The organism is Aeromicrobium wangtongii (assembly GCF_024584515.1).
GTDB lineage: Bacteria > Actinomycetota > Actinomycetes > Propionibacteriales > Nocardioidaceae > Aeromicrobium > Aeromicrobium wangtongii.
Genome location: NZ_CP102173.1, coordinates 2,151,894 through 2,174,973, shown reverse-complemented (window position 1 = coordinate 2,174,973; position 23,080 = coordinate 2,151,894). Strand labels below are relative to the sequence as shown.

Here is a 23,080-nt window from a genome sequence, read left to right as displayed (position 1 = left end):
GTCCGGGCCAGGCCGTAGGGTCGTCCCGTGCCCTTCCACGTCCATCGCGCCGAGCGCGCCGACCGGCTCGTCGGCGGACTGGCCGCCCTGCTGGTGCGGCCGGCCGGTGACCCGTTCGACGAGGAGCTGGTCATCGTCCCGGCCCGCGGCATCGAGCGGTGGCTCTCGCAGCAGCTCGGCCACCGGCTGGGTGTCAGCGCCGGGCGCGAGGACGGCGTCTGTGCGGGCGTCCGGTTCACGTCGCCGCGCTCGCTGATGGCCGAGCTGCTGGGCACCAAGGACGACGACCCGTGGGACCCCGACCGGCTGGTCTGGCCGCTGCTGGAGGTCATCGACGCCTCGCTCGGTGAACCGTGGTGCCGGACGCTCGCGCGCCACCTGGGCGAGGAGCACACCGGCGTCGAGCGCGAGCTGCGACGCGGCCGCCGGTACGGGGTGGCGCGGCGGATCGCCGGGCTGTTCTCGGCATATGCGGCGCAGCGGCCGGGGATTCTGGCGGAGTGGGCAGGGTTTTCGACAGGCTCCCTTTCGACAAGCTCCCTTTCGACAAGCTCAAGGGGCGAGGGCGGCTCAAGGGGCGATCTGGCGTGGCAGGCCGAGCTGTACCGGCGGCTGCTGAGGCGGGTGGACGCGCCGGCGCCGGACGTCCGCCTGGCAGCGACGATCGAGCGGCTGCGCGCCGAGCCCCGCGCCTTCGACCTAGCCGAGCGCATCTCGTTCCTGGGCCACACCCGGCTGGCGACCACCGACGTCCTGCTGCTGGACGCGCTGGCCGCCCACCGGGACATCCACCTGTGGCTGCCGCACCCGTCGCCGTCACTGTGGGACGCGCTGGCCCCGGCCGCCGCGGCCGGGCCCGTCCGGCGGGCGGACGACCCCGCCCCGATCGACGCGCCCAACCCGCTGCTGATCTCGCTGGGCCGTGACTCCCGCGAGCTGCAGCGCACACTGCACCTGGCCGGCGACGTCCACGACGAGCACCTGCCTGCGACCGAGCAGCGTCCCGACACGCTGCTGGGATGGCTGCAGGACGATCTGGTGGGCGACCGCAGCGGCGCCGACGGCCGCGTCCACGACGCGCGCGACCGCAGCATCCAGGTGCACGCCTGCCACGGCAAGGCCCGCCAGGTCGACGTGCTGCGCGAGGTCCTGGTCGGCCTGCTGGAGGACGACCCGACGCTCGAGCCGCGCGACATCCTCGTGATGTGCCCCGACATCGAGACCTACGCCCCGCTGATCCACGCCGCGTTCGGGCTGGCCGGCGTCATCGACGACGGGCACCCCGCGCACCAGCTGCGCGTCCGCCTCGCCGACCGCGGCTCGGCCAGCACCAACCCGCTGCTGCAGGTCGCGACATCGCTGCTGACCCTCGCCGGGAGCGGCCGGCTGACCGCCACCGAGGTGCTCGACCTCATCGCGATGGCCCCCGTCCGGCACCGCTTCGGGCTGTCCGACGACGACCTCGAGCAGATCGCCCGCTGGGTCGACCGGTCCGGCGTCAGGTGGGGGCTGGACGCCGTCCACCGTGAACCGTTCGGCCTGGACGACCTGGTGCCCAACACCTGGCAGTTCGGCGTCGACCGGGTGCTCGTCGGCGCCGCGGTCGCCGAGCAGCGCGGCCGCTGGATCAAGACCGTGCTGCCGCTGGACGACGTCAGCAGCGGCGACATCGACCTGGCCGGGCGGCTGGCCGAGATCGTCGACCGCCTGCGCGACACGATCGACAAGATGACCCTCGAGCAGCCCGTCTCGCAGTGGGTCCAGACGCTGCGCCACGGCGTCCTGGGGCTGGCGTCCGTGCCGTACCGCGACGAGTGGCAGGTCGACCAGCTCGAGCGCGAGCTTGCCCGCCTCGACGACGCCGCCCGCGGCTCGAGCACACCGCTGCGCCTCGCCGAGGTCGCCAGCCTGCTGGGCGACCGGCTCGGCTCGCGCCCCACCCGCGCCAACTTCCGCACCGGCACCCTGACGGTCTGCACCATGGTGCCGATGCGCTCGGTGCCGCACCGGGTCATCTGCCTGCTGGGGCTGGACGACGGCGAGTTTCCCCGCGTCGGCGCGGTGCACGGCGACGACGTCCTGGCCCGCGACCCGATGACCGGTGAACGGGACGTCCGCAGCGAGGACCGCCAGCTGTTCCTCGACGCGATCATGGCCGCCACCGAGACGCTCGTGCTGACCTACACCGGCGCCGACGAACGCACCGGCCAGTCCCGACCGCCGGCCGTCCCGCTCGGCGAGCTGATCGACCAGGTCCACCGCACCGCCGCCGGTGCGGACGTCGTGACCCACCACCCGTTGCAGCCCTTCGACCGGCGCAACGTCATCCCCGGTGCGTTGATCCCTGACCAGCCGTTCACCTTCGACCCCGCCGCGCTGGCCGGCGCCCAGGCCACCGCCGGGCCGGTCGCGGTCACCGAGCGGTCGTTCCTGGCGCGTCCGCTCGAGCCCGCCGGCGACGGCGAGATCGCACTGCCGGACCTGGTCGCGTTCCTGGCCCATCCGGTCAAGGCGTTCCTGCGTCAGCGACTCGACGTGTCGGTGCTCAGCGAGGACGATCCCGTCGCCGACGACGTGCCCATCGAGCTGGACGCCCTGCAGAAGTGGGGTGTCGGCGACCGCATCCTGCGCGACGCCCTCGCCGGCGCCGATCCCGGCGCGGCCGTGCAGGGCGAGTACCGCCGCGGACTGGTGCCGCCCGGCGAGCTGGGCCGCCGCCTGCTGGACGAGATCCGCGCCGCCGTCGGCCCGCTGGTCATGAACACCGCCGCCCTGCGGCACGGAGGTTCCCGCGCCGTCGACATCGACGTGGAGCTACCCGACGGCCGGCGCCTGGTCGGCAGCGTCGACGACGTCTACTCCGAGCGGCTGGTCACCGTGACCTACTCGTCGCTGGCGGCCAAGCACCGACTGCGCTCCTGGGTCGACCTGCTCGCGCTGACCGCCGCGCATCCCGGCACGCCCTGGGAGGCGCACGCGGTCGGCAAGCACAAGGCCGGCGGCACCCACGCGCACATCCGCCCGGTCGGTGCCGCAGCGCCGCAGCTGCTGGCCGACCTGATCGCCCTGCGCGACGCGGGCCTGCGCGAGCCGCTGCCGCTGCCGCTCAAGACGTCCCTGGCCTATGCCGAGTCGAGCGCACGGCAGCCGCACGTCACCGCGATCTCGGTCGCGCGCCGCGAGTGGGACCCGCGCGACTTCCGCGGCACGATGATCCCCGGCGAGCGCGACGACGCCCACCACGTCCTCATCTGGGGCCAGGACGCCCCGCTGGAGGACCTGCTCGACACCGATGACCAGACGTCCCGGTTCGCGACACTGGCCCACCGGCTGTGGGACCCGCTGCTGGCCGCGCAGGAGGTGAGCCCGCTGTGAGGCCGTTCTCCATCCGGGACCCGCTGCCGTCCGGCACGACGCTGCTCGAGGCCAGCGCCGGCACCGGCAAGACGTGGACGGTCGGTGCCCTCGTCACCCGCTATGTCGCCGAGGGGCACGCGACGCTCGACGAGCTGCTGATCATCACCTTCGGACGCGCTGCCAGCCGCGAGCTGCGCGAACGCGTCCGCGAGCAGCTCGTGCAGGCCGAGAGCGCGCTCGCCGACCCGGCCGCCGCGGCCGGGCACGACAACGAGCTGATCCGCCTGCTCGCCGAAGGGGATGCCGCGGAAGTCGCCGAGCGACGGGTCCGGCTGCGCACCGCCCTCGCCGACTTCGACGGCGCCACCATCGCCACGACCCACCAGTTCTGCCAGATCGTGCTGCGCAGCCTCGGCACCGCCGGCGACGCCGACGCGGGCGCCGAGCTGGTCGAGAGCCTCGACGATGTGCTGGTCGAGGTCGTGGACGACCTGTACCTGGCCCGCTACCGGCTCGCCGCTGCCGTGCCGTTCAGCCGGGTGCAGGCGCTCGACCTGGCTCGGCGCGCCGTCAACGATCCCCAGGCGCGCATCATCCCGGACGATCCCGACCCCGCCACCGAGGCGTTCCACCGGGTCACCTTCGCGCGCGAGGCCCGCGCCGAGCTCGACCGGCGCAAGCGCGCCCTCGGTCTGCTGAGCTATGACGACCTGCTGAGCCGGCTCGCCTCGGCGCTGGAGGGTGACGACGCCCCGGCGCGCGACCAGATGCGCCGCCGCTGGAAGATCGTGCTGGTCGACGAGTTCCAGGACACCGATCCGGTGCAGTGGGAGGTGCTGGACCGGGCCTTTCGACAGGCTCAAGGGGCGGAGGCGGCTCAAGGGGCGGAAGGGGCGACGCTGATCCTGATCGGCGACCCGAAGCAGGCGATCTATGCCTTCCGTGGCGGCGACGTCGTCACGTACCTGGCCGCCGCTGACACCGCCCCGCACCAGGCGACCCTGTCGACCAACTGGCGCAGCGACGCCCCGCTCGTGGACGCCCTGCGGGTGACCCTCGGCGGCGCCGCGCTCGGCGACCCGCGCATCGTGGTGCATCCCGTGGAGGCCTCGCAGGCCAAGAGCCGCCTGAGCGGGGCGCCGTCGGGCGCGCCGCTGCGGCTGCGGGTGCTGACCCGCGGGGACTTCGGCGTCACCAAGTTGGTCTCGGCGCCCAAGGCGCGCGACCGCATCGCCGCCGACCTCGCAATTGACATCGGCGAGCTGCTGGCCGCCGGCACGACGTTCGACGACCAGCCGCTCACGGCCGGTGACGTGGCCGTCCTGGTGCAGACCGGACGGCACGCCGAGCTGGTGCAGCAGGCGCTGGCCGCCCGCGGCATCGCGTCGGTGCTCGCCGGCGGCAGCAATGTCTTCAAGAGCCCGGCCGGTGATGCCTGGCTGACGCTGCTGGAGGCGATGGAGCGTCCGCAGAGCAGCGCCCGCGTGCGCGCCGCGGCGCTGACCGACTTCTTCGGCTCCAGCCCCGCCGACCTGGTCGCCGAGGCGGACACGTTGACCGACCGGGTCGCCACCCGCATCCGCGATCTCGCCGACCTGCTGCGCGACCGGGGCGTCGCGGCGGTGTTCGAGGCCACGTCCGGGCACGGCGAGCTGGCGCGGCGCGTGCTCGAACGTCCCGACGGCCGCCGGCGGATGACCGATCTGCGGCACATCGCCCAGACGATGCAGGAGGTCGTGCAGCGCGACCGGCTCGGCCTGGCCGCGCTGCTGGCGTGGCTGCGCGCCCAGCGTGACGACTCCACCGCCGCGGCCGTCGAGCGCACCCGCCGCCTCGACAGCGACGCAGCCGCCGTGCAGGTCGTCACCGTTCACGCCAGCAAGGGCCTGCAGTGGCCCGTGGTCTACCTGCCGTTCCTGTACGACCGGTGGATCCCCGACGACAACGAGCTGCGCCTGCACGACGGCACCGACCGGGTGATCGACCTGGGCGGCCGCGACGGCACGACGTTCCGGGCGAGCCGGTCGCAGGCCGCACTGGAGGACTGCGGCGAGCAGCTGCGACTGCTCTACGTCGCTGCGACCCGCGCGCAGTCCCAGGTCGTCGCCTGGTGGGCGCCGACCACCAATGCCAAGAACGCCGGGCTGCACCGGGTGCTGTTCGGCCGGCGCCCGGGGGAGTCGGCGGTGCCCGATGTCTGCACCCCGCTGGACGATGCGGACTCGCTGCGCATCCTGGAGCAGTGGCAGCGCATCGGCGGCCCGGTCGTCGAACGGGTCGTGGCCCGCCCGGCACCGGTCGCTCCGGTCGAGCAGGCGGCCGACCGTCTGGCCGTGCGGACGTTCGACCGCGAGGTCGACCTCGCCTGGCGCCGCACGTCGTACACCGGCCTGACGCGCGACGACTACGACGCGCACGCCGTCGGCTCCGAGGCTCCCGAGGTCGGCAAGGACGACGAGGAGGACGAGTCGGCCTCGATCGTGCCGGCCGCGCCGACCGGGGTGCTATCGCCGATGGCCGACCTGCCCACCGGTGCGGCCTTCGGCAGTCTCGTGCACGGGGTGCTGGAGAAGGTCGACGTCACGCACGGCGACCTGCGTGACGAGCTCACCGCCGTCCTCACCGACGAGCTGGACTTCTGGCCGGTCGAGGCCGATGTCCAGACGCTGGTGGAGGCGCTGCTGGCGGTGTACCGCACACCACTCGGACCGCTCGCGGACGACCTGACCCTCGAGACCCTGCTGGCGTCCAAGCAGCTGCGCGAGCTGGACTTCGAGATCCCGCTGGCCGGCGGAGACCGGCCGTCGGCCGACGAGCCCCGCCTCGGCGGGCTGGCCACGCTGCTGGAGCAGCACCTGGACGCCGACGACCCGATGCGAGCCTTCGCCGACCGGCTGCGGTCACCGGCGCTGGCCGACCAGCCGCTGCGCGGCTACCTGTCCGGCTCGATCGACCTCACGCTGCGCCTGCCGGACGGCCGGGTGCTCGTCGTGGACTACAAGACCAACTGGCTCGGCGACTTCGACACCCCGCTGACGCTCGACGGCTACCACCCGGACGGGCTGACCGCGGCGATGCTGTCGGGCACGTACCCGCTGCAGGCGCTGCTGTACACCGTCGTCGTGCACCGCTTCCTGCGCTGGCGGCAGGCCGGCTACGACCCCGACGTGCACCTGGGCGGCATCGCGTACCTGTACGTCCGGGGGATGGCCGGGCCGGATGCGCCGCGTGCCGACGGGCAGGCGTACGGGGTGTTCGCGTGGCGTCCGCCGACGTCGCTGGTGCTGGCGATGTCGGATCTGCTGGACGGCCTTTCGACACGCTCCCTTTCGACAAGCTCCCTTTCGACAAGCTCAAGGGGCGACACAAGCTCAAGGGGCGAGCGATGACCGAGCTGTTGGTGATCGACGATCCGTTCGACCGGCGCCTGGCGCTGGGTGTCACCGGGGTGCTGGCCGACTTCAACCGCGCCGGGGTGCTGACCTCGGCCGACGTCCGGATCGCGGCCCGGGTGTCCGACGTCGTGGGGGAGACCTCCGAGGCGGTGCGGCTGGCGTTCGCGCTGACCGTCCGGGCGGTGCGCAACGGATCGACCGCCGTCGAGCTGGCCGAGCTCGCCGACGAGCTGGGCGCCGAGACCCCCGACCTGCCGTGGCCGGCCGACCCGGTCGCCTGGCACGCCGAGGTGTCCCGCAGCGAGCTGGTCGTCGCCGACGTCCCGGCGCTGCGCGTCGACGACCGGCTGGTCTACCTCGACCGCTACTTCGAGCTCGAGACCGAGCTGGCCCGCGACCTGGTCGACCGCTCGCGGCTCGCACCGCCCGCTCCCGACGACGCCCTGCTCGCCGCCGACCTGACGCGCCTGTTCCCCGGCGAGGGATATGCCGAGCAGCGGTCCGCCGCCGAGGGGGCCGCCCGTCGCTGGACGACGATCCTGACCGGCGGGCCGGGCACCGGAAAGACCACGGCGCTGGCCCGGCTTCTGGCCGTCCTGGCCTCCCAGGCCACGGCCGCCGGCGCCCCACCGCTGCGGGTCGCGCTGGCGGCGCCCACCGGCAAGGCGGCCGCCCGGATGAAGGAGGCCGTCGCGGCGGTGTCCGAGGCCGAGGGCTTCACCGCCGAGGAACGCGCCTGGCTGCGCAGCCTCGAGGCCTCCACGATGCACCGGCTGCTGGGCTTCCGACCCGACAACTCCACCCGCTTCCGCCACGACCGCCGGCACCGGCTGCCGCACGACGTCGTGGTGGTCGACGAGAGCTCGATGGTGTCGCTGACGCTGATGACCCGACTCGTCGAGGCGGTCCGCCCCGACAGCCGATTGCTGCTGGTCGGCGACCCCGACCAGCTCGCCTCCATCGAGGCCGGAACCGTGCTGCGTGACCTCGTCGGCGGCTGGACCGGCCAGGCCGCGTCCCCGGTGGCCCACCTGGTCAGCGAGCACCGGTTCGGCGACGAGATCGGCACCCTGGCCGCCGCGGTCCGCGACGGGGACGCCGACCGGGCGATCGAGGTGCTGCGCGCCGGTCATCCGAGCGTCCGCCTGGTCGAGGGCGACCACCTGGCCGACACCGTCCAGCAGCTGGTGCTGCCCGGCGCCCGGGCGATGCGTGCCGCCGCCGAGCGCGGCGACGTCGAGGACGCGCTGGCAGAGCTGAACCGCCACCGACTGCTGTGCGCACACCGCGAGGGACCCTTCGGCGCCGAGACCTGGAACGTCCAGGTCGAGCGGTGGCTCGACGAGGACGCCGGTCACACCCTCGGGCGTCCCTGGTTCGCCGGACGCCCGGTGCTGGTCACCGAGAACGACCGCGGACTGCGGCTCTACAACGGTGACACCGGCATCACCGTGCCCTCCGGGGACGGGCTGGCGGTCTTCGTGGCCGAGGAGGAGCGCCGACGGTTCGCCCCGTCCCGCCTCGGTGCCGTGCAGACCGCTTATGCGATGACGGTCCACCGCAGCCAGGGCAGCCAGTTCGACCGCGTGTCGGTGCTGCTGCCAGATGACGACTCGCGCCTGCTGACCCGCGAGCTGCTCTACACCGCGCTGACCCGCGCCCAGTCGTCGGTGACCCTGATCGGCTCGGAGCAGGCGGTCCGGGCCGCGATCGGCACCCGGGTGCTGCGCGCCAGCGGTCTGGCCGAGCGCCTCGCCGCTGCTCTGGACAGCGCGCCGGGGGCTGTCGGCACCGCGGACTAGTCTCGCCACGTGGCACCGACGATCGACTCCCTGACCGATGGGGAGCTGCGCCGCGCCTTCGACGCCGGCTCGTTCTCGCGGGGCAAAGCCTATGCGCACGCCGGACGGGTCACGGTGCTCAGCGTCGACGAGGACGGATCCGCCGCGACCGCCGAGGTGCGGGGCACCGATCCGCAGGTGTACTCGACGACCGTCGAGGTCCGCGAGACACGGGCCGGTGGCACCCACATCGCCGGCACCTGCACGTGCTTCGTGGGGTTCAACTGCAAGCACGTGGTGGCCGTGATCATCGCGCTGCGCGGGTCGATCGGGGCGCTGGAGCCCGCCGTGGAGGAGTCGACGGAGCCGGTCGTCGCGCTGCCGCAGGACGCGTGGCGCCGTCGGGCCACCGCGCGTCCGACCCAGCCGCAGTGGCGCTCGGCCCTCGCCCCGCTGGTCGGCGACACGTCCCGCCGGCGCACCGACTGGGCCCTGCGGATCGACCTGGTGCCCTCGTACTACCAGGGTGACGCGCTGCTGTCGGCGCGGCCGCTGCGCCGCGGCGCGAAGGGCAAGTGGATCAAGACCGGGGCGACCTGGCCGGACGTCGAGGCCGCGACCCGGGGACGCGGCGGTGATCCGCAGATCGACGCCCTGGCCGAGCTGCAGGTCGCGGTCAGGAGCCACTACTCGCACATCCGCCGGTCCGACGGGACGATCGACCTCGGCGGTCTGACCCGTGACGCCTGGCGGGTGTTCGACGCGCTGCAGGAGTCCGGTGTCGCGCTGCTCGGCCCCGAGAACGCAACCGTCACGATCCTCCGCGAGCCGGTGGCGGTCACCCTGGACGTCAGCCCGCACGAGGACGGCGGACTGCTGGTGTCGGCGAACCTTTCCGACGCCGACATCGCCGACGCGCACGCCCACGACCGCACGATGCTGATCGGCCACCCGGCGCACGGCATCGCCGCCTGGGACGACGAGCACCCCGCCCGGCTGTGGCTGGCGCCGCTGGAGGAGCCGCTCGACCAGTCGCTGCGCACGCTGGTGGTCAACCGGCACGGGGTGCGGGTGCCCGAGGCCGACGCGGCCGAGTTCCTGCGCGACTTCTATCCCCGCCTGCAGCGGGCGCTCGGGTCGGTGCGGGTCGACCCGAGCATCGACGTGCCCGAGATCGTCCCGCCCCGGCTGGCCCTGACCGTCACCCACGACGGGTTGTCGGCACAGGTCGTGTGGGGGTTCGTGTACGAGATCGACGGCGCACCGGTGCGCACGGGCTGGGGCGGGACCGAGTCGTTCCGCGACCGTTCCGCCGAGCAGGACCTGGTCCACGACCTCGTCCCGCCACCGGGCCTGCCGGTCACCAGCGACGCCACGGGTCGCGCGCTGCTGGTCCCGAAGGCCACGCTGGACGGCTACGCCGCGGTCGTCCTCAGCGAGGAGGTGCTGCCGGCGCTCACCGCCGCGGGCGTCGAGGTCGAGGTGGTCGGCGATCGTCCCGACTACCGGCGGGCCGAGGTGGCCCCGGTCGTGCACATCTCGCTCGAGGACGGCAAGGATCCGCGCAGCGACTGGTACGACCTCGCGGTCACCGTCACGATCGAGGGCGAGAAGGTCCACTTCGGGCCGTTGTTCGCGGCCCTCGCGGCGGGGGAGTCGCACGTCGTGCTGCTCAGCGGCACCTACCTGTCGATCGACCGGCCCGAGCTGGTGCAGCTGCGTGAGCTGATCCAGGAGGCCCGCGAGCTGACCGATCGCCGCAGCGACAAGCTGCGGGTCAACCGTTTTCACGCCGGGCTGTGGGACGAGCTGATGGCCCTCGGGGTCGTCGAGAAGCAGTCCAGCCGCTGGAAGGAGTCCGTCGCGGCGATCAGCTCGCTCGACGAGGTGCCGATGCCCGAGGTCCCCGCGGGCCTGCACGCCGAGCTGCGTCCGTACCAGCGCGACGGGTTCGCGTGGCTGAGCTTCCTGGCCGATCACGGCCTCGGCGGCATCCTGGCCGACGACATGGGCCTGGGCAAGACCGTCCAGGCGCTGGCGATGATCGTGCGGCAGGTGGAGCGCGGCAGCGGCCCGTTCCTGGTCGTGGCGCCCACCAGCGTCGTCGGCAACTGGGCGCGGGAGGCGCAGCGGTTCGCACCGGGGTTGAAGGTCGCGACCATCTCGGCGACGCGGGCGCGCCGCCGCACCGAGCTGGCCGACGAGATCGCCGGCGCCGACCTGGTCATCACCTCGTACGCGCTGTTCCGCATCGAGAACGACGCCTACACCGCGGCGTCGTGGGCGGGCCTGCTGCTGGACGAGGCCCAGTTCGTCAAGAACCACCAGGGAAAGACCTATCAGTGCGCCCGGCGCCTGGACGCACCGTTCAAGCTGGCGATCACCGGTACGCCGCTGGAGAACTCCCTGATGGACCTGTGGTCGATGCTGTCGATCGTCGCCCCCGGGCTCTACCCCGACCCGCAGCGCTTCGTCGCCGGCTACCAGAAGCCCATCGAGACCGGGCACGGCCGCGACCGGCTGGCCCTGCTGCAGAAGCGGATCCGCCCCCTCATGCGGCGCCGCACCAAGGGCGAGGTGGCCGCCGACCTGCCACCGAAGACCGAGCAGGTCCTCGAGGTGGCGCTCAGCCCCCGCCACGCCCGGATCTACCAGACCCACCTGCAGCGCGAGCGGCAGAAGGTCATGGGGCTGCTGGCCGACGAGTCGTCCGACCACCGCTTCGAGGTGCTGCGATCGCTGACCCAGCTGCGGCTGCTCAGCCTCGACCCCGGTCTGCTCGACGAGGAGTACGACGATGTCGGCTCGGCCAAGATCGACGTCCTGATGGAGCACCTGCAGGAGGTCACCGCCGAGGGGCATCGGGCGCTGGTGTTCAGCCAGTTCACCAAGTACCTGGCGCGCGTCCGCAAGCGGCTGGACGACGCCGGGATGGGATACGCCTACCTCGACGGGCGCACCAGCAACCGCCAGGCCGCGGTGGAGCAGTTCACGTCGGGGGAGCGGTCGGTGTTCCTGATCAGCCTCAAGGCCGGCGGTTTCGGGCTCAACCTCACCGAGGCCGACTACTGCTACGTCCTCGACCCGTGGTGGAACCCGGCCGCCGAGGCGCAGGCCGTCGATCGTGCCCATCGCATCGGCCAGACCCGCCCGGTCATGGTCTACCGGCTGGTGTCGGCCGACACGATCGAGGAGAAGGTCATGGAGCTCAAGGCCCGCAAGTCCGCCCTGTTCGACGCCGTGATGGACGAGGACGCTGCGCTCTCCGGTGCCCTGACCACCGACGACATCCGCGGCCTGCTCGGCGTCTGATCCCGCGTCGCGCACGGCCGGGCGATTGCGTTCTCCAAGTTGGGGTAGTCCCTAGCGCATGAGCCTCATCTTCAGCCACCCCATCAAGAAGCTGACCCTCCTCGCCGCGTTCGGCGGCGGCTACGTGCTCGGCGCCAAGGCCGGGCGCGAGCGGTACGAGAAGATCCGCGAGACCGCCCAGCAGGTCGCCGAGGATCCGCGCGTCCAGCAGGCCACCGCCCAGGCGCAGGAGTTCGTCCGGGAGACCGCCGAGAAGGTCAAGGACGATCCCCGCATCAAGGACGTCGCCGAGAAGGTGGGCAGCGTCGCCCACCAGAACGCCGACAAGGTCGAGGAGGCCGTGGACTCCGCGAAGGAGAAGGTCGACACGGCCAAGCACGCGGCGACCGACAGCGACTCCGGCTCCGACAGCACCGCGGACAGCGGCAGCAGCTTCGGTGCCCAGTCGTCCGCGCCCGTCCCGACGCCGCCGAGCCCGACCGCGACGACCGACAGCTCCGATGTGAACCCGCTGCTGGCCGACGAGCACATCGACCTCGAGGAGACCGTCGTCTACAGCACCGGCCCGGACATCGACGAGAGCGTCGAGGAGCTCACAGGAGACGAGCCGCACCGGCAGTGAAGGCAGTCACCTACGCCTCCTTCGGCGGGCCGCTCGAGCTGACCGAGGTCGACGAGCCGAAGGTCGGGCCCGACTGGGTGCTGGTGCGGGTGTTGGCCTCATCGGTCAACCCGGTCGACTGGAAGGTCGCCGCCGGCGGCTTGGAGCCCCTGCTCGACACGTTCTTCCCGGTCATCCCGGGCTGGGACGTGTCGGGCGTGGTCGAGGCGGTCGGGCCCGCCGTGACGACCCTCGAGCCGGGTGACGAGGTGTTCGGCTACCTGCGCAAGGACGCCGTGCACGGCGGCACGCTCGCCGAGAAGGTCGCCGCCCCGGTCCGCACCGTCACCCGCAAGCCGGCCAACGCCAGCTTCGAGGAGGCGGCCGCGATCCCGCTCGCCGGGCTCACCGCGTTCCAGTGCCTCGTGCACACGCTGGAGGTCGCGCCCGGCGACACGGTGCTGATCCACGGCGCGTCGGGCGGCGTGGGCTCGTTCGCGGTGCAGATCGCGGTGTCCCTGGGTGCCCGCGTGATCGGCACCGCGTCCGAGGGCAACCACGACTACCTGCGCGATCTCGGGGCCGAACCCGTCGAGTACGGCGACGGCCTCGTCGAGCGGGTGCGGGCGATCGTCCCCGACGGCGTGACCGCGGTGCTCGATCTCCACGGCAGTGACTTGGCGGTGAGCCCTGAGCTGCTGGCCGAGTCGTCCGCCGGGCGGATCGCGTCGATCATCGACCCCGGGGTCAACGACATGGGCGGTCAGTACGTCTTCGTGACACCCGATGTCGACGACCTGACCGAGCTGGCCGAGCTCTTCGACGACGGCACCATCACGGTCCAGATCGCGGCGAAGTTCCCGCTCGCCGAGACCCAGCAGGCGTGGGAGCTCAGCCAGGACGGCCACACCCGCGGCAAGATCGTCATCACCGTGCCGTAGCTGCGGTCAGGGCTTGCTCTCGTTGACCTCGTGCCAGACCTCGTAGGCCTCGTCATAGGCGTCGATGGGCAGGTCGAGCGCGCGGCGGACGCGCCACCGGCCGTTGAGCGCGAGGACCGGCATCAGGTCGATGTCAGCCGGCTGGATGTCGCGCAGCGGGATCGTGAACCAGCGCAGCGCCGCCCGCAGCCGGCCGGCCTCCTCGAGGGTCTCGCCGATCCACTCGTAGTCACCCACCACGAGTCGGTCGGCGCGGCTCTCGGCGAGCAGGACGGCCAACAGCTCGTCGGCCCGCGCGTCGTCGACCCGCTCGAGGGCGACCGACAGCAGCCCGACGTGCGGGTTCAGCACGGTGCGGCCCCCGTCGGCGATGGCCTGCTCGTAGAGCGACTCGGCCTCGTCGAGCTGCCCGTCGGCGGTCAGATCGTCGGCCAGGTTGGCCAGCACCTCCGCGCGCCCCTCCTGGCCGGGGGAGTAGTCGTCCAGCAGGCGCCGGTACTCGCCCACCCGGTACGCGAGATCCGGTGTGCTGCCGATCCGTTCCAGCTCGTCGCCCAGCTCGTCCCAGTTCATGGGTCGAGTCTCTCAGGTGTCGAGCAGGAACCCCACGGCCCGTAGGCGCGTGCGGACGTCGTCGAGCAGGCGCGCCGGGAACTCCGCCGTCCGCCGGCAGCGTTCCACCAGCAGGACGATCTTGTTCATCCGTGGGCCCGCCTCGATACCGCGGGCCGACAGCGCCGGGCGGAGGATGTTGCGGTCGAAGGCACCGTCGCTGTGCTCCTCGACGCCGCGCCAGCGGGCGAACGCCTGCTTGAGGTCGCCGTGCCCGACGACCCCGTTCTCGGGCGAGAGGGCGACGGCGATCGCGGCGACCAGCCATGCGTCGTCGTGCTGCAGCGAGTCGACCCCCAGCTGCACGGTGCCCGAGCCGTCGGGCACGGCGGGGGCGGTGAACTCGACCACCGCGGTGAACGTCAGATCGGGGAACCGCAGCTCGACGCGGCTGCCGGTGTCGGTCAGCGAGACCTTCTGGCCGGGCGCCGGGGTCGTGGCGGCACCGGTGGGCGTCGTGATCTCGACGACGGCCCCGTTGTCACGCTGCCCGCGGTGGACGACCGGCTGGGACGCGGTCGCGGTGATGACCAGCGCCGGATCGCTGACATAGGGCAGGCGCACGAACACGTACGCCGATCCGTCGATCTCCTCAGCGACCAGCGGCAGCTGCTCGGGCAGGTTCATGCGCCGGGCCAGGATGAACGTCGACCCGGCGTCGAGGCTGACCCGACCGGAGTGCTCGCCGGCAGACCAGGCGATGTGCAGCACCGGGGCTCCTTGCGGGGACGGGGATCGAGGGGTGGAACGCGTTCCGCACGGATTCGTCGATCTGCACGGGCGACCCTGACGATGATGCCATGGGCCTTTTGTCGACGTTGACCTCCAACCTGCTGATCCTCGTCGTCTTCGTCGTGGTGATCCTGGGCGGGCTGCGGATCGCGCAGAGCATCTTCGGCACCAGCACCAAGAAGGCCGCCGCCACCGAGATCGCCGCGAAGCTGGTGTCGTACCCGACCGGTTCGGCCGCGGTGCTGCGCCGCCGGTTCGCCCGGGCGCTGACCGGCCAGCACGTCATCATGCCCAGCGGCGAACGGCTGGCCTTCGGCGAGCTGGCCGTCCGCATCGCGCCGGAGGACCTCGAACGGCTCGACCCCGACGGAGACCTCGAGCGCCTCGGCGAGGACGGCGCCGTGCTCTACCGCGATCACGCCGAGCGGGTCGGCTGGGCCCTGCCGGCCGAGGTCAGGGTCACCGTCCAGGTGGATCCCGGCCTGCGATCGGGCTGGATCCCGCCGGCGCGGGGCACGGGCCGGGCCGAGCCGGTCCGCCGGGAGCCCACGGCGCAGCCGATCGGGTGGGACGCCGTCTCGGAGTCGCCGTCGAGGGCCGCCCGACCGCGGCCCGTCCCGTCCGCACCGCGGGCCGCGATCGACCCGGATGCGACGATGAACTTCCCTGCGCTGGTCCCGGACCTGCACGACCCGGCACCGACCATGAACGTGGCCGGCGTCCTGCGTCTGGCGCGGGGCGGACGGGCCAGCGTCGTCGGCGCGGACGGCGCCGTGCTGGGGCGCCTGCCCGCCAGCCCGGTGACCTTCCCCGAGCCGGAGGTGTCGTACCGGCACGCCGCGATCCGGCAGCAGGGCCCGACGTGGCAGATCAAGGACCTGGGCAGCACCAACGGCACGACTGTCGACGGCGAGCCCATCAGCGGCGACTGGGTCACGCTGCGCGGGGGAGCGGTGATCAAGCTGGCCGGGGTCACCGTCACCGTCGCCCTGGACACCACCGGAACCGTCCATCTGCAGGGCGTCACCGGTCAGTAGGGACAATGGGATGGACGGCGTACCGTCGAAGTGTCCCGCCCGCACCCGGATCAGGAGGATGAGCGTGGCCCCCGATCCTCTTGCGACGACCCCGATCGTCCCGATCGGGGTTCCCCAGACCGTCCCGGTCGAGCAGCGTTTCGAGCTGCTGGGACGTATTGGGGCCGGTAACCACGGTGTCGTGTTCCGCGCCCGGGACAGCCAGCTGCAGCGCGAGGTGGCGATCAAGCGGTTCTCGCACTTCCTGGCGGACGACCCGCGGGCGATGCGCCGCATCACCCGTGAGGTGGCGACCCTGGCACGGGTCTCGCACCCCCATGTCGTGACGGTGCACGACCTGGTGCACATGGCCGACGGCGACGGCGAGATCACGCCGCACCTGGTCATGGAGCTGGTCGAGGGGACGTCCCTGAAGGACCTGCTGGCCCTGCGCGGCCCGAGCCTGCGCTCGGTGATCGTCGTGCGGGGCGTGCTGGAGGGGCTCGCCGCCTGCCACGCCGCCGACATCCTGCACCTGGACATCAAGCCCGCGAACATCCTGGTGACCCAGGACGGCGGCATCAAGATCGTCGACTTCGGCATCGCCCGGGCCGCCTCCGACGCCACTGCGACGGTCGCTGGCACGCCGCACTACATGGCGCCCGAGCAGTTCGACGGACGTGCCGACGAGCGCAGCGACATCTACTCGGTCGGCTGCCTGCTGTACGAGTGCCTGACCGGCACCCCGCCGTTCGCGGGCACCATGGCCTCCCAGCTGCTGGCGCACCGCAGCCACCCCCGACCCGATCCCCGTGCCATCACGCCCGAGGTGCCCGCCGCCCTTGCCGACGTGGTGCGCAAGGCGATGGCGATCGATCCTGCTGACCGATACCAGAGCGTGCAGGAGATGCGCGCCGCGCTGACCGGGATCAGCACGACGCCCGACATCGGCGCCGGGCCCCGGCCCGTGGCTGCCGCGGCGCCCGGAGTCGTCCGGCCCCTGCCGGTGAACGAGCCGGTGAGTGAGCCGGCGACCGAGGCCGTGGCGGCCGACGACGTGGTCACCCGCTGGACCAAGCTGCAGACCTTGGCGATCGGCCTGGCGCTGGCAGCCTTCGTCGTCGCCCTCGTGCCGTCGCTGATCTGGTTCACCAACGACTTCGTGCCGTACGAGTACCGGCCGCCGGCGATGCAGGACTCCGACGCGGGGGCCTGGTGGATGCTCGCGGTCGTGCTGGCCACCACGATCCTGCTGCTGCGACGGCGCGCGTTCTTCTCATCCCTCAGCGGTCCGCCGGTCGGTGAGCCGCGTGCGGAGAGGCTGGTCGATGGCGAGATGCGCTCCGGCATACGGGTCGCCGCCGGGGCCGCGCTGCGCGGATCCCTGCCGATGCTGTTCCCGGCCTATGTCGTGCTGGTCGCCGCGGTGGCCGACACCGGCGGGGTCGCGTGGCCGGACGACGTCTTCTCCGGCTGGGGCGTGTGCTGGCTGCTGATGCCGCTGGCGTGCGTCTTCCTGGGCGTGCAGAGCGTGACCAAGCTGCGCCTGCGGTTCGGCGCGGTGCTCAAGTCGACGACCTACGCCTTCGGGGCCGCCGCAGCGGCCGCGCTGTTCGTCGCCTATCCGCTGGTGCAGTAGTCGCCGGGCCGGGCGCCGCAATTCTGAGGTGCGGGGTGACGGCGCCGGAACTAGCGTCGGGTGCCATGACACCGAGCTACAGCAAGATCATGTCCGCAGCGACGGCCGGGTACGCGGCCTTCGCCCTCGTCAAGCCCCGGCACCTCGGTGCCGCGCTCACGAACAACCCGGTCAAGCAGCAGCGCTACGACCTCGTCGCCCGGCTGTTCGGTCCGCGCGACCTGGCCGTCAGCACCCTCGCGTTGCTCGCCCCCTCCGCAGCCGCCCGGGAGCAGGCCATGTGGGCGCGGGTCGCGCTGGATCTGGCGGACGCTGTGCTGCTCACCCCGGAGGGTCGGGCCAAGGGTGCCAAGGCCAAGGTGCTCGGCGCGACGCTGTCGTGGGCGTCGCTCAACGTCGCCGCGATCCTCGCGGACCGCAAGGCCCGCTGAGGAGGCCCTCAGCGACCGAGCAGGGTCAGCGCCCCGGCGGCCCACCAGGCGCCGGCCCTCGGTCCGCCGTTGCACGCGCCGTCGGACTCGCCGGGGTGCTTGACCCACAGGTAGGCGTCGATCGCCCCGCGGCGCACGATGCGCGGCTTGGCGCCGACCCGCGCCGCCACCGGGTTGCAGAAGTCGCCGGCAGCCGTGGGGGCGCCGTTGCGCGCGGTCTCGATGACGTAGCGCTTGCCGGTGACGCCCCGCGTGCGCAGTGAGGCCACGACGGCGTCGCCGTAGACCTTCTCGTCCGCGGTGGCCTGGAAGCTCGCCACATTGGTCGCGAAGCCCCGGGCGGACGAGATACCGGCCGCCTTGAGCCGTTGCGCCATGACGTCCGGAGCGATCCAGCGGGAGTGGCCGGCGTCGAGGTAGACCCACGCCCCGGCGCGCTTGAGCTTGCCGACCGCGTAGCGGATCAGCCCGATGCGATCGCCCTGATCGCACTGGCCGAGCATCGCCAGGGCATCAGGCTCCAGGACGACGATGGCCTTGGCTCCCTTGAGCCCGGCGGCGACCTGGGCGATCCAGCGCCGGTACGTCCGGGGGTCGAAGGTGCCGGCGGAGTGGCTGCCGCAGTCGCGGGCGGGGATCGCGTACACCGCGATGACCGGCGTGCGCTTCTTCTTCGCGGCCCGCTTGGTGTAGGCGGCCACGGACCTGCGAACCGTCCTGGTCGGCAGACCGTCGGTGGCCCAGAACGCCTGGGGCGTCCGGGCCAGGGACGCGAAGCGCTTGTCGCGCTTGGCAGCGACCGCCGCCGTCGACGTGGGGTCGGCGAACAGCGGGCGGGTCAGGCGCGGATCGGTCTTGGCCGAGGCCTGCACGGGGGTCAGGACGGCCACGGCCACGAGGCACGCGATGACGACGCTGAGCAGCCGCGCGGCGCGGGACGGTCGGAGCACCGCCCGATCCTAGGGGGTGGACGGATCTTTCTGCATTTCTGCTGCTCGGGCGGCCGAGACGCAGAAAGATCCGTCCTACAGTGGAACGATGAGATCCCGGCGCCCCCTCACCCTGGCCACCGTCGTCGTGGCGGCGCTGTCGCTGCCGATGAGCGGCGCGCACGCCGACATCAGCAACGACCGGTTCTACGCCAACCAGACGCCGTACGGAGATCCGGGCACGTCGGTCGTCGCACCGCCGGCCGGGTACGAGCTGTTCTTCGTCCAGAACGTCGGCCGCCACGGGGCCCGGTCGCTGACCGGCCCCGGCACCGAGAAGCGCGCCCTCGCGGTCTGGAAGGGCGCCCGGCGCAAGAACGCGCTCACCACCCGCGGCACGAAGTTCGACGACCAGCTGCGCGCCTTCCAGCGCGCGGAGAAGAAGCTCGGCTACGGAAATCTCAGCACCGTCGGCAAGGACGAGTGGCGCAGCATCGGACGCCGCACGGCCAGCACGTACCAAGGCTTCTTCACCGCCGTGGGCCTGCGGGGCGAGAAGATCGCGGCCCAGACCAGCCCGGTGTACCGCACCAAGCAGAGCGCCAACTACTTCCGCCGCGGCCTGCAGTCGGTGGTTCCGTCGATCCCGTCGCCCTCGCGAAAGGTCAACAAGGATCTGCTGATCCCGGAAGGGTCCACGAAGGCCGGCCGCGCCGCGACCGCGAAGGTCCTGCGCCGCTCCAGCGTCAAGGCCGCTGCCCGCACCGTCCTGCTGCGGTTGTACAAGAAGTCGTACGTCAACCGGCTCAGCAACCCGGTCGGCAAGGCGCTGGACGTCTACCAGCTCTACTCCACGGCCCCCGGCCTGGCGAAGGACACCCGGGTGACGTTCGCCGACTACGTGCCGGTCTCCGCGGCCAAGCACCTCGCGGAGGCCACCGACGCCCGCACGTTCTACCGGTTCGGCCCGGGCGTGAAGGGCCAGACCAGCTCGTATCGGGGCGCGCGGCCCGTCCTGAAGGACTTCTTCGGGGCCCTCGACGCGCGCATCGCGGGTGGCAGCACCGCAGCGGTCTTCCGTCTGGCCCACGGCGAGGTGACGATGCCGTTCGCGGCCCTGATCAAGGCGCCCCGCAGCCAGAAGCAGGCGTCCCGGGCGTTCTCGTACGGCAGCAATCCCTGGCGCGGCTTCGTCGCAGGACGGCTGGCCGGCAACCTGGAGTGGACTGCGTTCCGCAATGCGTCCGGCGAGGTGCTGGTGACGATGCGCTACAACGAGCAGCCCGTGCAGTTCAACGCCTCCTGCACGCCGTCGGCGCTCAACCCGTACTTCTACCGGGTCTCGCAGCTGAAGAGCTGCCTGGGCTGAGCCCGGTCAGCGGCGCAGGCGCACGAGGTCGGCCAGTGCGGCGTCCGACAGCTCGGTCAGCGCGCCCTCGCCGCCGTTGACGACCGCATCGGCCAGCGATCGCTTCGAGCGGATGAGCTCGGCGATCGACTCCTCGATCGTGCCCTCGCTGATCAGCCGGTGGACCTGGACGTTCTTGGTCTGGCCGATGCGGTGGGCGCGGTCGGTGGCCTGGTCCTCGACGGCAGGGTTCCACCACCGGTCGTAGTGGATGACGTGATCGGCCCGGGTCAGGTTCAGGCCCACGCCGGCCGCCTTGAGCGAGAGCACGAACACCGGCATCCGCCCGGCCTGGAACTCGTTGACCATCTTCTCGCGGCCGCGCACCGTGGTGCCGCCGTGCAGGAACTGGTTGGCGATCTTCTTCTCGTCCAGGTGGCGGGTCAGCAGCCGACCCATCTGGGCGTACTGCGTGAACACGAGGGTCGCGCCCTCCTCTGCCACGATCTCGTCGACCAGCTCGTCGAAGACGCCGAGCTTGCCCGAACGTCCCAGCAGCTTGGACTCCGGCTCGCGCAGGAACTGCGCCGGGTGGTTGCAGATCTGCTTGAGCTGGGTCAGCAGCTTCACGACCAGGCCGCGGCGCTGGATACCCTGCGCCTCCTGGATCTGAGCCATCGTGCTGCGCACGACGGCCTCGTACAGCCCGACCTGCTCGCGGGTCAGGTTGACCCGGTGATCGGTCTCGATCTTGGGCGGCAGCTCGGGGGCGATACCCGGATCGGACTTGCGGCGGCGCAGCACGAACGGCCGGATCAGCTGGGAGAGCCCGTTGGCCTTCTCGGGGTCGCGGCGCGCCTCGATGTCCCGCGACCAGGTGCGGCGGAACTGCTCGTAGGTGCCCAGCAGACCGGGTGTCGACCAGTCCAGGATCGCCCACAGCTCGGAGAGGTTGTTCTCCACCGGGGTGCCGGTGAGCGCCAGGCGGGCCACCGCGGGGATGTCGCGGATCGCCTGCGCGGTGCGCGCGTGCGGGTTCTTGATGTTCTGCGCCTCGTCGGCGACGACCAGGCCCCATCCGGGCTCGTGCTCGGACAGCTCGATGACATCGGCGCGCATCGTGGCGTAGGTCGTGACCAGGAAGCCGTCCTTGACGTCCTGGAGGCTGCGCCCCGGCCCGTGATAGCGGTGCACGGGCACGGTGGGGGCGAAGCGCTTGATCTCGCGCTCCCAGTTGCCCAGCACGGACGCGGGGCACACGACGAGCGTGGGGGCGGTCGTGTCGACGGCACGCTGCAGGTGCAGCGAGATGAGCATGACGGTCTTGCCCAGACCCATGTCGTCGGCCAGGATGCCGCCGAGGCCCAGGTCGACCAGCTGGGTCATCCAGCGCAGTCCCTGCAGCTGGTAGTCGCGCAGGTGGCCGTCGAGGTCGGACGGCTGGATCGCCGGGGCGATGTCGCGGTCCTGCACCGCGAGCTTGCGGCGGACCTCCTCCAGCCAGCCGACGGTGTCGACCTCGGTCTTGCGGCCGTCGATCTCCATCTCACCGGTGACCGCGGCCCGCAGGGCCTCGAGCGCAGAGATGTGGTGGGTGCGGTTCTCCAGCACCCGGTGCAGCTTGGCCTTGTCGACGAACACCCAGCGGTCGCGCAGCCGCAGCAGTCCGGTCTGCGAGGCGGCCAGCTGGTCCAGCTCGGTCGGCGACAGGACGTCCTGGCCCAGCGCGACCTGCCAGTCGAAGGTGAACAGCTGGCCCTGGGTGAATGCGGACGGCCGGTCGGACCCGGGAGTCTCCTGACGGCGCACGATCGCGGACGTCGACAGCTCACGGACGAGCTCAGGCGGCCAGCGCACCTCGATGCGGTTGGCCATGAAGGTCGGGGCGAGGCTGCGGTCGCCGAGGCGGGCGAGCGAGTCGGGGCTGACGGTGACGGCGCCGCGCGAGTGCGGGTCGCGCAGCGCGGCAGCAGGCTGCCACCACGCCTCGAGCCGGCGCAGCATCGCGGCGGTGGGCTCCTTCGCGTCCTCGGCCATGGGGTGCGTCGACCCGTTGAACAGGTCGTTCGCGTCGAAGGCGCCCCACGAGCTGGCCCGCGGATGCACGCGCAGCCGGACGACGGCCGCCTGGTCGGGGGCGGGGTTCTCCAGGAACGTCACGATCAGCGACCACGAGAACGTCGTCTCACGGGGCCGCTGGCTCGAGGCCTGCGGGGCGACGTAGGGCTGCCGCTGGGGGGTGGACGCGGCCGGGGGTGCGTCGACCTCCAGTGCCTTGAGGAAGCCCATGATGGCGGCCTGACCGGCGCCCGGGTTCGGACCGATCGCGGCGCCGGCGCTCTGCAGCTGGCTCAGCTCGTTGGGGTTCGGGGCACCGAGCGCGCCGCGGGCCATGATGCGCAGCGCGAGGATCGCCGGGGTCGCCCAGGCACGCACCGACTTGTCGGCGGACATGACGCGAATGCCCTGGCTGAGCGGGCCGATCGCCTCGTTGGCCGTGGCGGTGCGGTCGCCATCGGGGGTGTGGAAGACGAACCGGGACTCCGCCGGTGTCTCGCCGACCACGAACTCCACCGGATGGCGCAGCAACAGGCGCAGATCCGACGAGGTGGGCATCCCTTTATTGTCGCTCACGATCCCAACAAGCGAACGTCGAGGTCCGGTGGGATGCGTCACCAGTTGTGGACGACCTCCTGCGGAGGGACGCTGGTCCGGTGCCCGACGCCAGTCATCCCGGTGCCGATCTCGAGCGGCGCATCCTCGAGCTGCTCCGGTCGCGCGCCCGCACCTCGACCATCTGCCCTTCGGACGTGGCCCGTGCGGCGGCCCCCGATGACTGGCGTCCGCTGATGCAACCGGTGCGGGACGCCGCGGCCCGGCTGGTCGACCGCGGGGAGGTCGAGATCACCCAGCGCGGTGAGGTGATCGACCTCGCGGCAGCCCGCGGTCCCATCCGCATCCGTCTGCCGCGCGAGACGCGCTGAGC

The 23,080-nt window shown here is 72.4% G+C and carries 15 protein-coding genes; 11 read left to right on the top strand and 4 right to left on the bottom strand.

Annotation, left to right across the window (positions count from 1 at the left end; translation table 11 throughout):
* The first annotated feature begins 27 nt into the window (after nt 1–27).
* Genes recC through NQV15_RS10735 form a run of 6 tightly spaced genes read left to right on the top strand, consistent with a single transcriptional unit; the run spans nt 28 to nt 13,387 of the window.
* Entirely contained in the window at nt 28–3,375 is a 3,348-nt protein-coding gene (gene recC / locus NQV15_RS10760) for an exodeoxyribonuclease V subunit gamma (RefSeq protein WP_232399855.1), read from the top strand.
* Nucleotides 3,372–6,746, top strand: a complete 3,375-nt coding sequence (locus tag NQV15_RS10755) for a UvrD-helicase domain-containing protein (RefSeq protein WP_232399854.1) — start codon at nt 3,372–3,374, stop codon at nt 6,744–6,746. Before recC ends, NQV15_RS10755 begins: the two co-directional genes overlap by 4 nt.
* On the top strand, nt 6,743–8,554 hold the full coding sequence (gene recD, locus NQV15_RS10750) for an exodeoxyribonuclease V subunit alpha (RefSeq protein WP_232399853.1): 1,812 nt from the start codon (nt 6,743–6,745) through the stop codon (nt 8,552–8,554). The genes NQV15_RS10755 and recD overlap by 4 nt, the downstream gene beginning before the upstream one ends.
* Before the next feature lie 9 nt (nt 8,555–8,563).
* The gene (locus NQV15_RS10745; protein ID WP_232399852.1) at nt 8,564–11,845 is read left to right on the top strand and encodes a DEAD/DEAH box helicase; all 3,282 of its coding nucleotides are present in this window, start codon (nt 8,564–8,566) and stop codon (nt 11,843–11,845) included.
* A gap of 58 nt (nt 11,846–11,903) precedes the next feature.
* On the top strand, nt 11,904–12,467 hold the full coding sequence (locus NQV15_RS10740) for a hypothetical protein (protein WP_232399851.1): 564 nt from the start codon (nt 11,904–11,906) through the stop codon (nt 12,465–12,467).
* Nucleotides 12,464–13,387, top strand: a complete 924-nt coding sequence (locus tag NQV15_RS10735) for an NADP-dependent oxidoreductase (RefSeq protein ID WP_232399850.1) — start codon at nt 12,464–12,466, stop codon at nt 13,385–13,387. The genes NQV15_RS10740 and NQV15_RS10735 overlap by 4 nt, the downstream gene beginning before the upstream one ends.
* 6 nt (nt 13,388–13,393) lie before the next feature.
* Here the strand turns inward: NQV15_RS10735 and NQV15_RS10730 are convergent, their stop codons facing one another.
* Together NQV15_RS10730 and NQV15_RS10725 are read right to left on the bottom strand one after the other, a co-directional pair.
* On the bottom strand, nt 13,394–13,960 hold the full coding sequence (locus tag NQV15_RS10730) for a tetratricopeptide repeat protein (RefSeq protein WP_232399849.1): 567 nt from the start codon (nt 13,958–13,960) through the stop codon (nt 13,394–13,396).
* A gap of 12 nt (nt 13,961–13,972) precedes the next feature.
* Entirely contained in the window at nt 13,973–14,710 is a 738-nt protein-coding gene (locus NQV15_RS10725; protein WP_232399848.1) for a hypothetical protein, read from the bottom strand.
* Between the two features lie 89 nt (nt 14,711–14,799).
* Between NQV15_RS10725 and NQV15_RS10720 the strand changes: the two genes are divergently transcribed.
* The 3 genes from NQV15_RS10720 (at nt 14,800) to NQV15_RS10710 (ending at nt 17,817) form a co-directional block, all read left to right on the top strand.
* Nucleotides 14,800–15,768, top strand: coding sequence for an FhaA domain-containing protein (locus NQV15_RS10720; protein ID WP_232399847.1), 969 nt, complete (start codon nt 14,800–14,802; stop codon nt 15,766–15,768).
* A 64-nt stretch (nt 15,769–15,832) separates the two neighbouring features.
* Nucleotides 15,833–17,386, top strand: a complete 1,554-nt coding sequence (locus NQV15_RS10715) for a serine/threonine-protein kinase (protein WP_232399846.1) — start codon at nt 15,833–15,835, stop codon at nt 17,384–17,386.
* 65 nt (nt 17,387–17,451) lie between these two features.
* Nucleotides 17,452–17,817, top strand: a complete 366-nt coding sequence (locus tag NQV15_RS10710) for a hypothetical protein (protein ID WP_232399845.1) — start codon at nt 17,452–17,454, stop codon at nt 17,815–17,817.
* An 8-nt stretch (nt 17,818–17,825) separates the two neighbouring features.
* Here NQV15_RS10710 and NQV15_RS10705 read toward each other — a convergent pair whose 3' ends face one another.
* Complete coding sequence (locus NQV15_RS10705) at nt 17,826–18,767, bottom strand: glycoside hydrolase family 6 protein (protein WP_232399844.1); 942 nt, start codon at nt 18,765–18,767, stop codon at nt 17,826–17,828.
* 88 nt (nt 18,768–18,855) lie between these two features.
* On the opposite strand from NQV15_RS10705, the gene NQV15_RS10700 reads away from it, so the two are divergent.
* On the top strand, nt 18,856–20,115 hold the full coding sequence (locus NQV15_RS10700; protein ID WP_232399843.1) for a histidine phosphatase family protein: 1,260 nt from the start codon (nt 18,856–18,858) through the stop codon (nt 20,113–20,115).
* Nucleotides 20,116–20,121: 6 nt separating this feature from the next.
* Here the strand turns inward: NQV15_RS10700 and NQV15_RS10695 are convergent, their stop codons facing one another.
* Complete coding sequence (locus NQV15_RS10695) at nt 20,122–22,710, bottom strand: DEAD/DEAH box helicase (protein WP_232399842.1); 2,589 nt, start codon at nt 22,708–22,710, stop codon at nt 20,122–20,124.
* A 98-nt stretch (nt 22,711–22,808) separates the two neighbouring features.
* On the opposite strand from NQV15_RS10695, the gene NQV15_RS10690 reads away from it, so the two are divergent.
* Entirely contained in the window at nt 22,809–23,078 is a 270-nt protein-coding gene (locus NQV15_RS10690) for a DUF3253 domain-containing protein (RefSeq protein ID WP_232399841.1), read from the top strand.
* The last annotated feature ends 2 nt before the right edge of the window (nt 23,079–23,080 follow it).

Coding starts and splice junctions, on each gene's coding strand:
- NQV15_RS10710 (WP_232399845.1), top strand. CDS start 17,452: ATGACACCGAGCTACAGCAAGATCATGTCCGCAGCGACGGCCGGGTAC.
- NQV15_RS10700 (WP_232399843.1), top strand. CDS start 18,856: ATGAGATCCCGGCGCCCCCTCACCCTGGCCACCGTCGTCGTGGCGGCG.
- recD (WP_232399853.1), top strand. CDS start 6,743: ATGACCGAGCTGTTGGTGATCGACGATCCGTTCGACCGGCGCCTGGCG.
- NQV15_RS10695 (WP_232399842.1), bottom strand. CDS start 22,710: ATGCCCACCTCGTCGGATCTGCGCCTGTTGCTGCGCCATCCGGTGGAG.
- NQV15_RS10730 (WP_232399849.1), bottom strand. CDS start 13,960: ATGAACTGGGACGAGCTGGGCGACGAGCTGGAACGGATCGGCAGCACA.
- NQV15_RS10720 (WP_232399847.1), top strand. CDS start 14,800: ATGGGCCTTTTGTCGACGTTGACCTCCAACCTGCTGATCCTCGTCGTC.
- NQV15_RS10740 (WP_232399851.1), top strand. CDS start 11,904: ATGAGCCTCATCTTCAGCCACCCCATCAAGAAGCTGACCCTCCTCGCC.